At 54.7% G+C, this 12,354-nt stretch carries 11 protein-coding genes; 4 read left to right on the top strand and 7 right to left on the bottom strand.

Annotated features, from left to right (window positions below; genetic code table 11):
- Positions 1 to 269 precede the first annotated feature (269 nt).
- The 4 genes from ACXAFN_RS11290 (at position 270) to ACXAFN_RS11275 (ending at position 4,884) form a co-directional block, all read left to right on the top strand.
- Positions 270 to 1,322, top strand: a complete 1,053-nt coding sequence (locus ACXAFN_RS11290; protein ID WP_474988755.1) for a porin — start codon at positions 270 to 272, stop codon at positions 1,320 to 1,322.
- Positions 1,323 to 1,439: 117 nt separating this feature from the next.
- Complete coding sequence (gene hppD / locus ACXAFN_RS11285) at positions 1,440 to 2,543, top strand: 4-hydroxyphenylpyruvate dioxygenase (protein WP_474988753.1); 1,104 nt, start codon at positions 1,440 to 1,442, stop codon at positions 2,541 to 2,543.
- 204 nt (positions 2,544 to 2,747) lie between these two features.
- Complete coding sequence (locus tag ACXAFN_RS11280; RefSeq protein ID WP_474988751.1) at positions 2,748 to 3,815, top strand: isocitrate/isopropylmalate dehydrogenase family protein; 1,068 nt, start codon at positions 2,748 to 2,750, stop codon at positions 3,813 to 3,815.
- Between the two features lie 103 nt (positions 3,816 to 3,918).
- Complete coding sequence (locus ACXAFN_RS11275; protein WP_474988749.1) at positions 3,919 to 4,884, top strand: NAD(P)-dependent oxidoreductase; 966 nt, start codon at positions 3,919 to 3,921, stop codon at positions 4,882 to 4,884.
- 302 nt (positions 4,885 to 5,186) lie between these two features.
- Here ACXAFN_RS11275 and ACXAFN_RS11270 read toward each other — a convergent pair whose 3' ends face one another.
- The 7 genes from ACXAFN_RS11270 to ACXAFN_RS11240 form a co-directional block, all read right to left on the bottom strand.
- Positions 5,187 to 5,798 (bottom strand): lambda exonuclease family protein, encoded by a 612-nt coding sequence (locus tag ACXAFN_RS11270; protein ID WP_474988747.1) that lies wholly within the window; start codon positions 5,796 to 5,798, stop codon positions 5,187 to 5,189.
- Between the two features lie 60 nt (positions 5,799 to 5,858).
- Positions 5,859 to 6,596, bottom strand: a complete 738-nt coding sequence (locus ACXAFN_RS11265) for an ERF family protein (protein WP_474988746.1) — start codon at positions 6,594 to 6,596, stop codon at positions 5,859 to 5,861.
- An 11-nt stretch (positions 6,597 to 6,607) separates the two neighbouring features.
- On the bottom strand, positions 6,608 to 6,793 hold the full coding sequence (locus ACXAFN_RS11260; protein WP_474988744.1) for a hypothetical protein: 186 nt from the start codon (positions 6,791 to 6,793) through the stop codon (positions 6,608 to 6,610).
- A 92-nt stretch (positions 6,794 to 6,885) separates the two neighbouring features.
- Positions 6,886 to 7,854: a DUF932 domain-containing protein gene (locus tag ACXAFN_RS11255; RefSeq protein ID WP_474988742.1), complete on the bottom strand. Its 969-nt coding sequence runs from the start codon at positions 7,852 to 7,854 to the stop codon at positions 6,886 to 6,888.
- Between the two features lie 69 nt (positions 7,855 to 7,923).
- Positions 7,924 to 8,241 (bottom strand): hypothetical protein, encoded by a 318-nt coding sequence (locus ACXAFN_RS11250; RefSeq protein ID WP_474988740.1) that lies wholly within the window; start codon positions 8,239 to 8,241, stop codon positions 7,924 to 7,926.
- A gap of 161 nt (positions 8,242 to 8,402) precedes the next feature.
- The gene (locus ACXAFN_RS11245) at positions 8,403 to 10,298 is read right to left on the bottom strand and encodes a UvrD-helicase domain-containing protein (protein ID WP_474988738.1); all 1,896 of its coding nucleotides are present in this window, start codon (positions 10,296 to 10,298) and stop codon (positions 8,403 to 8,405) included.
- Positions 10,295 to 12,253, bottom strand: coding sequence for an ATP-dependent nuclease (locus ACXAFN_RS11240; protein WP_474988737.1), 1,959 nt, complete (start codon positions 12,251 to 12,253; stop codon positions 10,295 to 10,297). Before ACXAFN_RS11240 ends, ACXAFN_RS11245 begins: the two co-directional genes overlap by 4 nt.
- Positions 12,254 to 12,354: the final 101 nt, after the last annotated feature.

The raw sequence follows: 12,354 nt of genomic DNA, 5'->3' as shown, positions 1-12,354 counted from the left end.
GGTAAAGGTTTCGAAGGCTAGGTGAGTTAGCTCTCATTGTCCCTCCTTTGATCCCCGTAGTTTATTATACAAAAGTATCATCCTCAATGGCCCTCCGGGAGAAAATGAATTAAGTTATTGATATTAAAGATCTTTATTGTTTCCTGGCTGGAATTTTTTGAGTGAAAACTCTGAACTTTATTCTTTTTCTTCACGTGGTTATTTTGTGATTGAGCAGGGTCCATAGCGATGGTCTTGTTTGCTTTATTATCCAATAACAAGGAAATTTTATGATTTATAAAAGTGTGGGCTTGGGAGCCGTTCTAGCTGGTCTTTATGCCATTTCAGGGAATGCAGTGGCTGTTGATTTTGATTTCTATGGTCAAATCAATAGGGGCATCATGAGCGTTGATGATGGCCAGGATACAGATAGTTATTTTGTGGACGGCGATACTAGTTCGACCCGTGCCGGTGTAAAGGGTGAAGCGACAGTCAATGATGCTCTTAGTGCTGGGATTAAGCTCGAAGCAGAGTATCAGTCTAATGATGCGAGTGCTGTCTCACAATTAGAGCAATCTGTCTCTCCAGAACTAAAAGAGCGCTATGTCGAGATGTACCTTTCAGGCTCATGGGGGCGTTTGAGCTTGGGGCAGGGCGATGGGGCAGCTAATGGCATTGTCGAGAGAGATCTATCAGGCACTATGCTAGCGCATTTTGCGATGACACCAACCGTGGGTGGTTCTATCCAGTTCCGTGATGGTGATGAATTCGGTCCTCCTGTTGGCGCCACTATTAACGCCCAAGATTTTGAAAGTCGATATGATCGCCTTCGCTATGACGCGAGCCTTGTTCAAGGACTGGACGTAGCCATCAGTACTGGTGTCAATGAAGAGGACAATACTCACGAGATATCTAGCGTATACCTGAACGAATCTGACCTCGGAACAATTCGGGCTACTGCGGGGTATTCGGTCCGTGAAATCGGTGGTGTTGATGGTAACCGTGACACAATCGGTGGCTCCTTGGCTTATCTGGCTCCGAATGGGCTCAACGCCTTTGTATCTTTTTCAGATCGAGAGGACGATGACGACTATGAGGGCCGGTTTTATTATACCAAACTCGGTTATCGAACAGGAGCTCATCGTTTTTCTATTGATTATGCTCGTGGGGAAGACTATCTCGTGGAAGGGGATGTCTCCCAGCAGGTCGGTTTTGGCTACGTCTACAAGGCTGCCGATTGGCTCGAGCTGTATGGACTGGCCAAGAGGCACTACCTGGAATCCGATGAAGCCGACTATGACGACATCAACATGCTGATGCTCGGTTCGCGGTTGAAATTCTGAACGGTTTTCGAACTCAGGATCGGCACACCGCGAGCCAGAGCTGCACACCGGACCTGAGTTCTTTCCCTCAAGGACGGGAAACATTAACACCCTCCGTAAAAAATAGAGGAATGCGCTATGACTGCTGGTACCCAAACTTCAGCCACCGTATCTCAAAGCAACCCCATCGGAACCGACGGCTTCGAGTTCGTTGAGTACACCGCCCCGACCGCGGAGGGCATTGAGGCGTTGCGCCAGTTATTCCTGCAGCTGGGCTTCACCGAGACCCGCAAGCACCGCTCCAAGAACGTTTTCCTGTTCCAGCAGGAGCGCATCAACTTCGTGCTCAACGCCGAGCCGGACAGCCAGGCCGCCGAGTTTGGCCGCGTCCACGGCCCCTCAGCCTGCGCAATGGCTTGGAAGGTCGCTGACGCCAAGCAGGCTTTTGACCATGCCGTATCCTGTGGAGCCAAGCCGGTGGAGATCCCGGTGGGTGAGGGCGAGGTCGGCATTCCGGCCGTCGAGGGCATCGGCGGCTCGCTGCTGTATTTCGTCGACCACAAGCTCGACGCCGACGGCCGCACTATCTATGACGTCGACTTCGAGCCGATCAACGGCCGCACGCCCCGCGACCACAGCGTCGGCCTGCAGGTGCTCGATCACCTGACTCATAACGTCGACCGCGGCCAGATGGATGTCTGGGCGGACTTCTACACTCGTGTGGCCAACTTCCGCGAGATCCGCTATTTCGACATCGCCGGCAAGCAGACCGGACTTTATTCCCGAGCGATGACTGCGCCCTGCGGCAAGATGCACATCCCGATCAACGAGTCCGCCGACGACAGCTCGCAGATCGCTGAATTCCTGCGCGAGTACAACGGTGAGGGCATCCAGCACCTGGCCATGGCCACCGACGACATCTACGCCACGGTGCGGGCGCTGAAGGCCAATGGCGTCCAGTTCCTGACCACCCCGGACACCTACTACGAGAAGGTCGACCAGCGGGTGCCCAACCACGAGGAGAACCTCGAGGACCTGCGTGAATTAAGCCTCCTGGTGGACGGCGCACCGGAAAAGGGCGTGCTGCTGCAGATCTTTACCGAGACGGTGATTGGCCCGATCTTCTTCGAGATCATCCAACGCAAGGGCAACGATGGCTTTGGCGAGGGCAACTTCAAGGCACTGTTTGAATCCATTGAGGAAGACCAGATCCGGCGCGGTGTGTTAAAGACCGAGAGCTGAGAGGCAAGCTAGCCTCAGAGGGATATTTGTCAAGGATACTCGGGAGAAGTGAAGCGAGGATTAATCTTCTATCTTGTACAGCGTCTTTGAGGATGGAAAGAAAGGCTGCTAGGCCTATCGGATTTTAGTATTTTCGAAGTCTATAGGTATAGGTTTTACAATGTTCTTGCGAGATGTTTCTAATATATTAAAAGGTGATTCGTAATGAAATACGAAATAGCTGTGATTCCCGGCGACGGAATCGGACCCGAAGTCATTGATGCTGCTTTGGCAGTGTTGAAGGAGTGTGAAGCGCGCTATGGGGTAGAACTCAGCTTCATGTTCCATGACTTCAGCGCTGACTTGTATCGACGGACCGGAAAAAAAATCACTGCGAGCGACATGGATGAAATTGGAAAATCCCATGCTGTGCTATTTGGCGCCATGGGGTTGCCCGACGTTCGTGGGCCGGATGGTCTTGAATTAGGCGCGCAGGTAGAAATGCGGGCTCATTACGGGCTATTCGCGAGCCTTCGCCCGGTTCGGCTTTTTCCAGGAGTTGAAAGCCCTGTAAAGGCAAAAAATATTGATATGCTCGTCATCCGCGAGACTTCCGAAGGGATGTTTGCGGGCTTAGCGGATAAGCATGAACCGGACAATGAGAGTGCAAGTGATCGAATGACGATCACGCGGGCCACCTGTGAGAAGCTCTTTGACGTCGCATTCTCACAGGCGAGGGCTAGGCGAAAGCGGGGTACGCCGGGGCATGTAACACTTCTTCATAAATCAAATGCATTGAGAAGCAATGTGTTAATGGAGAAGGTGTTCGACGAAGTCGCTGCGAGAAACGATGATATTGGTAGTGATAAGTTTTATATCGATGCTGGATCGATGTACATGGTCACCGATCCTGAACGATATGACGTTGTTGTTTCAGAGAATATTTTCGGCGACATCGTATCAGAAATTGCAGCAGGCCTCGTGGGGGGGCTTGGACTCGCGCCCTCGGCCGACGTCAGTCTTACTCATGGCGTTTTCCAGCCTTCGCATGGCAGTGCGCCCGATATTGCAGGTAAGGGGGTAGCAAATCCAACGGCAATGATATTGTCGGCCGCAATGATGCTGGAGTGGTTGGGCGAACGTCATGAAGACGCCCTTTGCACGAAAGCAGCGCAAAGCATTCAGAGCGCTGTCAAGGTGGCACTAGAAAAAGGTCCGCGGACACGTGATTTAGGTGGAACAGCGGATACCCACGATGTTGTGGATTCAGTGGTAAGTGCGTTGTCTTATTAGTTTTGATTTTTAGTCAATACCACATCGGCTCGAGTATCATGTCCCGTTAAACCGAAATTTGATGCCGTTAAAGATAGTAAAAGAATACGAAAGGGAGGCGCTTATGAAATACAAAGTACTCTTTGTTAATCCATTGAAAGATTATGTCAGCCGTCTAGTAGAGTCAGCGCCAGATGGCTTCGACGTAAAAGTCATGCCCAGCCAAGCAGATGTTTCTGACATTTGCCGAGAAGCCGAGGATGCCGATTTTTTAATTTCAGGCGTCGGTGTTCCCGAGCAGGTGTTCAGGGCCGCTAGAAATGCTAAGTTCATTCAGTATATGAGCTCTGGCTACGGGCAGCTTCCGACAAATATTCTAAATGACCTGGGTATTCCCGTATCTCAGATGAAGGCCCATTCTATATCCGTCGCTGAGCATGCTGTGACATTGATGCTATCGACCTTGCGAAGGATTCCAGCCTCCATGCAATTAATGAGGGAGGGGAAGTGGCGTCCAGAATTGGACGAGATGTCTTACTCGGAGCTGTACAATAAGACAGTTGGTATTGTTGGCTTGGGTAATATCGGACGCTGGGTCGGAAAGATCGTACACCATGGCTTCGGTGCCAATGTCATTTATTATGACAATTCGGAGATCCCCCTGACCGTCTCCGAGCTCATATCGGCCCGCCCCGTTTCCCTGGATGATCTGATGAAGCAGTCTGACGTTGTCTGCTTGAGTCTTCCGCTGAATACGCAATCCGATAAGATGATAGGAAGGGATCAACTCTCTCTCATGAAGCAGCGAGGTGTTCTTGTCAATGTTGGGCGCGGTGAAGTTGTGGATGAAGGTGCGTTAATTGAATGCTTGCGTGAGGGTCGCATCGCAGGTGCAGGGCTCGATGTTTTCATGAGCGAGCCGCTTGATATGCACAGCGAATTGATGAATCTTGAGCAGGTTGTTTGCACGCCTCACATGGCGGGTGTTGGATGGGAAAATGTCGAACGCAGGATCGAAACAGTGTGGCAGAATATTGATGCCGTCTTGCACGGGGGGGTTCCAAGTGGCGTCGTTACATCGACTAGGTGAGCAGCGAGGACGTCAATGATTTAGTTATGAAATAGCAGCTTTGGAAGCTGTGGCTTGGTATGTGATCACCTAGGGAATAAAAGTGATGCCTTGGTTAATTCATAGGCCTACCTCTCTACCTGGGTACATTCGATTCTATGAGTTGGTAAAAAAACATAGGGATGTAGAAAGGCGCTACCCCTTGGAGGGGAAGCGCCTGAGTTAAAATGAATTTGTAGATTGTTTCTCCCTTGGCTGGCTAGAGTGCCATGTCAAACTTTTTTATGTCGACCATCAAATTCGAAGGTTCGCCAATTACCATTTTAGGCCGCCATGACCATGGCCATGCGACGCTCCAGCTCCTCGTGGAAGGCCTCGACCCGCTCGGCGATGGTGCGGATCATTCCCTCGTCCCGGTAGGCACGCTTCACGAACAGCGGCATCCCCGGCCAGTAGCTGACGAAGTCGATCCATTCCCGCTCGCTGACCCACAGTCCGCCCTGGCACTGCGCGACGTGCTCCTGGGGCAGCTCGTCGGCCAGTAGCAGCTCGATCTGGTACTTGGGCAGCTTGGTCTTGATCTCGACCAGGCCGTTGCTGTCCACCAAGCAGTCGGGCGAGTAGCCGACGCCGTGGTTAAGGATGATGCCCACCTGCTCCAGGCGTGGCAGCCCGGTGGCCTCCTGGTAGAGCTCGCGGGCCACGGGTTCCAGCTCATGACCGCGCTGGGTATGAGCGTTGCCCTGGAAGGCATCGGAGGGCTCGCCGGTGATGCGCTCTCCGATCAATTGATGCATGTAGCTCATCGCACCGGCACCGAAGCCTCCCGGTCCCTTGCCCTTGACCAGCAGTGTCTTCAACTCGGACATGGTGACGATGCCGAGCCGGGCGGCATGCCACTCGGGCGTGCCCTGTTCCAGTGTCAGGATCTGCATGATGTTCTCCTTCTCGATGACACGGCATAGACCAGCGAGGGGAGGCCCCTCGCCGGCCGGTCAGTGATGTTGATGGTTGGGCTGCGCCCGCTTCTGCAGGGAGGCGCGCAGCTTGTCGAAGTCGCCACGGGGCACCTGCTCGGCGTCGCCGTACTTGCCGACGAACCATTCCTGGGTCGCCGGGGGGCAGGCGGCGATCAGCTGCCGGATCTGCCCGACCTGGAAGGGCGTGATCAGCTTGACCGGGGCGGCGGCGTGGCCGTTGTCGTCCTGGCCGCGGGTGGTGATGTTGAGCAGGGCGCAGAGTATGTAGCGCTTGCCGTAGCTGGTGGAGGAGCCGAAGGCCTGCACGGCGTTCTTGCTGCCGCTGGTATCGGCCGGCAGCAGCATGCTGGTCTCTTCCCGATGGCCGTCCTGGTGCATCAGCACGCCGGTCACCTGGATGCCACGCTCCTGGGTGTGAATGCGGAAGCTCACCGCGAAGCCGTGCTTCTTCATGATCGGGCGCACGGTATCGACGATGTCTTCCAGGGTGGCGTAGTGCCCGTTATTGGTCTTGCCGCGCTCGGCGATGCTCGGCAGCTCGTTCTGCATGGCCGCCATCGCGGCGCTGTAGGCCATCAGCGCCTGGCGGTCGAGGACCCGCTCCTGCATCTGCAGCAGGCGCTCCATCTTGTCGATGTCGACCTCGGGGTTGAGAGCAGCCCGCTCGATCACCTGGATGATCGCGGTGCTGTCCTGGGTGGTCTGTGCGACCGGTGCCTGGTCTGCGGTCTTGGGATGAATAGGGGTTGCCATGATGGCCTCCGTTATCGATAGCGTTGGATGACGTCAGGGAGCTCCTCGGTCGGAATCGGCTCCAGAGACACGGCCACGCGATAGACCTGCCCCTTGGCCAGCACGTGGGTCTCGGTCGCTTGCTCGCCAGCCTCCAGCAACTGACGCGTCAGCTGGGTCAGGGCATGGCAGATCTCGAATGTCATGGGTGGTTGCATCAGTACCTCCAGAAACAAAAACGCCCGGCCTTTGAGGGGCCGGGCGCTATGCCGTGGTGAGGGAAAGACTGGGGGAGAACGTAGGACGCCTTTCAGGCCACCAGCGCAAGGGCAGACTCCAGCGCCTTGTCCTTGAGGCCGGCGCCCTGGCCGAACCAGGCGGAGTCCATGCGATAGTCGTTGCTGCGAGCGCGTTTCTCGTGGTCCACGTACTCGGTGACCGCGTTGAGCAAGCCCCAGGCGGTACCTTGCGCCGTACACAGCTGAGAGCCGCGACCCACGCCCTGGTAGAGCTTCTGGACGCGATTGAGGGCACGAACGTTGGGTAGCTTGGATGGATCGTCCAGCGGCGCCTCGGCGTTGCAGATCACCGACTGGAAGTAGGTCCTCGCTTCTTCCTGGCTGACCTTGCGCTCGGCCAGGGTCTTCAATCGATACATGAAGTCGTCCCACTGCGACACGGAGATCCCCAGCTGCTGCTTGACCAGCTGAGGGCGAAACTCGGTGCTGTGCGGCACCTTCACGCCCTGCGAAGTGCCGTCCACCGCGATGGTCAAGGTGTTGTTACAGACCACGCGCACGGAAGTCGGCGTGGCGACGGTGGCGAGCGAGCCGTCACAGGAAGTCGCCAGCAGCAGGTAGTCGTTGACCTGATCCTGGCCTTTCAATGCTCCGCCCAGACCACTTTTCGCCAACGCCCAGAACTTGCGGCCACCCTTGAGCACGCCGGCCGTCTCCAGCTCGTAACCGGCGTACTCGGTCAGATCTCGGTAGAACTCCAGTACCTCCTCCGGCTGGACCACTTTGTAGCGCTGGGAGACCACCGATAGCGGAGACCGGGTATCGGAGCGATAGAGAACCTTCTGCTCGGGGAAGGAATGGATGCTGCCCAGGTGGCCGGCACCATCGGTGATGAAGCGCACCGGGGATTCCTCGATGTGCCAGTCCATGCCGGCTTGCTGCCGCCAGACTTCCAGCGGCTGGTGACGGGACAGCTGCTGGCCCAGGCCATGCCAGGGGGTATCGCCGACATAGGCCATGTGTTCGATCAGGTGTGCCATGGGGAATCTCCTTGACGAAAAAAAGCCGGCAATACGCCGGCAGACAGTTGATGATAAAGGCTTTTAGGATCAGGCAGTCACCCGGAAGGCGTGGCCGCAGCTCAGGCAAAGCCAGGGTGTGCCATCTCCAGGCGGAAACAGGTTCTGCACCATCTGATGCCCGGCGGCGGCTCCGGCAATGCCGCCTGTAGCGGCCGCCATGACAGCCGAAGCGACCCGATTGAGAGGAAGTTGCGTAGGCGCCATCAGAAGATGGCCGGGGGAGTAGATCGACGTGTAGGCCCCCTTGAGGGAGCCGGTCAGTGCGCCGGCAGCGGTTCCCAGCTTACGAGCTGTCTCGAGGTTGATGACGCGCTGCGATTCGCAGCGAAGGCAGGGTGGCGGCATATCATAACTCCTGTGAGGGTGAAGAAAGCCCAGAGAGGGCTCAGCTCACAGGAGTGATATAGATCTCAAAATGGTTGAAATTGAATGGATTCGGGTATTCTAGACTCTGGGTGTTACGCTGAATCGAAAGTCAGACATACACTGCCCTACAACCCCGTGGTTTAGTTGGTATCTACCTCCTCTACGCCTGCCTCGGTCAACATTTGGTAAAGATCAGAGACCCGTTCCCTAGCACCGCGCTGTTCGCAGAAAAGAAAGACGGCGCGTTGCTTAGCCCGCGATAAGGCCACGAAGAACGTAGCGACCCCCTCGGGATTTCGAGGCGTGTGACTCCACCAAGACCTGTCATCGAGCCCGACGAAGAACACAGTGTCATACTCCAAACCTTTGCTCTTGTGTACCGTCATCATTGGTACGTCGTTAGTGCCCTCGAATCCATCGATGCATTCAGGCCATGTAGTAGCAGTATCAGCGGTATGTTGAAGATGTTTCGAAAAACCCTCAATCATGACTTCGAGTAAGTCATTTCGTGTGTAGATCGCGTAGGTACCCTTGATCGCTCCTACGTCTAAAAAATAAAAGATTTGCTGCGTGATTTCTACTGCCAATTCGGCTGATGGTGTTTTGTCACGAATGTCTTGGCTTAGCCTGCCGAGAAAGTCCTGTATTTCCCTGTCGACGCAATTTCGTAGGGCTTCGTCCTCATTGTCCACGCCTCGAATCTGATAGACGGCACTCGAAAGCTTCAACCAAGCTGCCGCACTGCGCTGGCCAGTGGCTAGTCGTAATGCAGCGATAGCCACACAAGCTGCCTCGTCTACCATCAGGTCCTGAACATTAGTCCGACCGATGGCCCGGCTCTCGTTGCGCAGGCTAAGTCCAGACGAGGTGAATCTACGTTTAAGTTCTTCCTCAAATTGGTCAGCGCGCTGACGCACGAGAATTACATAGTCGCGAGGCTTCTTCTGACGTCTGGACATGTCCTCAGCGAGCCACTGTGCGAGGCGCTGTCCCTCGCGAGCTATGGTGCTGCTCTTCCACACCTGCACGACGTCTCTGTCCAGTTGGCTTGCTGCTTGGGACTGAATCTGTGGTGATCGTGAGTCTAGGGCTTGCGCAACGAAGTGTTGAACACGCACCAGCTCTGGCGATGACCTGAAGTTGAAGAGAAGGTTAACTCGCTGCGCACCGAAGTCTTGCTCAAATCGCTCGAAGGAATCCTGCCGCGCTCCAGCCCAACCCATAATGCGCTGCTTGTGATCGCCGACTGCCGTGACGACTGTCTTACTCTTGGAAAACAATGAGAGCAGGAAGTCGTATTGAGCGAAAGAAGTATCCTGGAACTCATCAACGAACACGAAGGGGTAGGTCATACGGAGTGCGCTCGAGATTCCGGGGTTTGCCCGAGTTGTCAGCTCCGCTAAGCGATTCAATGTGACGAACGTCAGCTTTGATATGTTTGTACCGAAGAGCCTCTGATGAAGCCAGTAATAAATAGCAAATTCTTCCGCCGTCTTGAGCTGCAGGCGTGGGTCTACAGCGAGGCGATGGCCGCCAACGTTCTGCGCTTCGAACGTTCCGGGAAAGAGTTCTGAGATTTTGGATTGCCAAGCCGGTTGCGCCATACCCCGAATGCGATTCAACTCAGCTTCCATCACGCGTCTAGTCGGAAAGTCGATTTCATAGGGCCGAGTTGGACGCCACTGCTGAGGGATGGCCGTATGAAATCGATCAACCAGGCTCTTGGTGAATGCATCAAAGGTGAGCGAGATGAACCGCCCAGCCAATTCGGGAGGACAACGCTTTCGCACGCGTGAAGCGAGGTTCTCTGCGGCGTCAGTCTTGAAAGAAATTGCGAGGATCTGCTGTGGTGCTTTGCATAACCCCGTCTCAAGAAGGTAGACCGCGCGCTGCGCGAGAAATTCGGATTTCCCAGCGCCAGGACCGGCTACTACAGACGTCGATTCTTCCCGGCGTAAAGCTTCCCAGGCGTTTGGCTCGAGATCCGCTATGCCACGAGGGCGCCATGCCTCGGGTGGTAATGGACGCCAACTCATCGTATGCAGTCTCCTTCGAGAACATCACGAATTTTTGTCAACATGCCCTGAAATGGATGGGGCATATTTTTCACCAGATCTTCCTGCGAAGTACAGCTTAGGACTCTGAAGTGGGTGCTAGGCTTGCCGCGGCCTAGGAAGAGATACCGATACCAGCGTAGTGCGTCGATCTTATCATCTCCGTAGTAACCCGGGCTTCCATCATCCCCAAGAACGACATTTCTTGGGTCGCTATTTCCCGATGGTCCCCGCATTCCATCTTCAAGAACACGGTAAGCATTCGGGAATGCCGTCAGCATGGAGTAGTCGAGATCAAGGGGGGCTGAGAAGTAGACATGGTACTGTTCCAGCCACTTAATCCAGCCTTTTAGATTCGTTGTATCCGCCGAGTCACACGTAGCGAGGTCGGCAAGGTTCCGTTCAGGTCCTTCTGGACTTAGCCTTTCTCCGAATACCTGCTCGGGTGTGAAACCTACATTTAGTAATTGCTCACACACTGTCTTGATTCTGCCGAAGCCGCCGCCACTGCGTCCCCAGTCTAGGTCAAGCAAGGTAGCGTATGGTACCTGCAGATCGTTCAGCAATCTCCATAAGTGGTTGACATGTCGACCACCTAGCGGGACGACGGCGACAAATGACCTGTCGATAGGAAATCCCATGGCCTTTGAAAGCAAAGGCAGCACGACTTCCTCCGTGGCTCCTTCGCCGAGGATTACGTAGCGTGCAAAGTACAACTCGGGGTAAGCCCGTACCGCCTCCCGAACGAACTTCGAAACGTCTCCACTGTTAGCTGGCAGCCTGATCTGCCGTACCTCCGAGCAACGGCTATGAAGATCCAGGCGGAAGTGTCGAACACTGGATGGTTCTAGCCGAGCGAGAATGCTGGGTGAATGACTTGAGACGATGGCTTGCGCGTTCCTACCTGCTGCGATTTCCTGTACCTGTTGGATGATACGAGATAGGTAGAATGGAGCGAGATTGTTCTCAGGCTCCTCCAGCGCCACGATAGTCAGTGCGGGCAATGCCACGCCAGCCTCCACAAAACCCTCAAGCGTGTTGTCGCCCGCTAGTTTAGCCTCGATGTCCAGGGTTGCGGCAGCCATGGCTATGTGGAAAAGTGATCGCTGTCCGTCGCTCAGATCCTCCAGAGCCCTGTCATGCCCGTCCTCGGTCGGGTGAAATACAACCTCGACTCGTCGAATGAACTCCTGCCAGCGTGTGTCAATCGGACGGAAAATTGGGGTCGTATCGGTGCCAGCTGAATAAAGCTGCTGCCAGCGCTGGGTCACTGCGCTGCTGATGTTAGACACGGCTGTTTCAGACATGAAAGCTTGGTTGACTTCATCCCCAGCGCTGGTCAGTGACTCCTTGACCTGTTGGGACCAATTAATGGCTCGCCATAGGCGGCCACGGACAAAGGCTGTGACCTGCGATGCACCATCTCTAGTCGCTGGAATATATATAAGCTGAATGCGTGAACGGTCGGGGCCGCTTAGTTTTTGTAAGTCGCCCTCATCAAAGTCTCCGAAGGTCTGCACAGCGCAGTAAGACTCTTCAATCGCACCGTCTAGAGTGCCATCGTCTGTCCACGTGGCCTCCAGCCTCAGGCGAACCTTGAGGTTGCCGCTTTCATCGGATGCCATGTTTTTAAAGAATGCTGGAACGGCGGGGTTGTCATCGTCGTAATCTAACTCGGGAAACGCGAGTATTGCCTCAATTACCAAGTTACGAGCTGATGGCTTTTCGTCTTCATCAAACGGAACATGGAAGTCTTGTTTTCGTAGTCTTCGTTGCTCTGACGTCACGCCAAACATGCGCTGTAGAGCTTGCATGATCACCGTTTTACCAGTTCCATTATCACCAACAAATCCTACCAGGTCTGGACCGAGTAAAACTGGTTTTCTCAGAGGTCCGAAGCAACGAAAGTTCTCAAGTTCAAGACGTTCGATGTGCACGTAATACTCCTAATGGAAGTTCGATGATCGCTGAGTCGAAGGGGTAGGCATATCACGCCGACCGCTGTCGCTAGTTTTAAAATGAATGCAATCTGGCCGAG

The organism is Halomonas sp. ABH4_019 (assembly GCF_056159885.1).
Note: the sequence above shows the minus strand (reverse complement) of the source record. Positions and strands in the feature narration are given on the sequence as shown.

What these genes read in the sequence shown, in the direction of transcription:
- ACXAFN_RS11255 (WP_474988742.1), bottom strand. Translation starts at nt 7,854, where the DNA reads ATGGCACACCTGATCGAACACATGGCCTATGTCGGCGATACCCCCTGG.
- ACXAFN_RS11290 (WP_474988755.1), top strand. Translation starts at nt 270, where the DNA reads ATGATTTATAAAAGTGTGGGCTTGGGAGCCGTTCTAGCTGGTCTTTAT.
- ACXAFN_RS11250 (WP_474988740.1), bottom strand. Translation starts at nt 8,241, where the DNA reads ATGCCGCCACCCTGCCTTCGCTGCGAATCGCAGCGCGTCATCAACCTC.
- hppD (WP_474988753.1), top strand. Translation starts at nt 1,440, where the DNA reads ATGACTGCTGGTACCCAAACTTCAGCCACCGTATCTCAAAGCAACCCC.
- ACXAFN_RS11270 (WP_474988747.1), bottom strand. Translation starts at nt 5,798, where the DNA reads ATGCAGATCCTGACACTGGAACAGGGCACGCCCGAGTGGCATGCCGCC.
- ACXAFN_RS11280 (WP_474988751.1), top strand. Translation starts at nt 2,748, where the DNA reads ATGAAATACGAAATAGCTGTGATTCCCGGCGACGGAATCGGACCCGAA.
- ACXAFN_RS11260 (WP_474988744.1), bottom strand. Translation starts at nt 6,793, where the DNA reads ATGCAACCACCCATGACATTCGAGATCTGCCATGCCCTGACCCAGCTG.
- ACXAFN_RS11265 (WP_474988746.1), bottom strand. Translation starts at nt 6,596, where the DNA reads ATGGCAACCCCTATTCATCCCAAGACCGCAGACCAGGCACCGGTCGCA.
- ACXAFN_RS11275 (WP_474988749.1), top strand. Translation starts at nt 3,919, where the DNA reads ATGAAATACAAAGTACTCTTTGTTAATCCATTGAAAGATTATGTCAGC.
- ACXAFN_RS11245 (WP_474988738.1), bottom strand. Translation starts at nt 10,298, where the DNA reads ATGAGTTGGCGTCCATTACCACCCGAGGCATGGCGCCCTCGTGGCATA.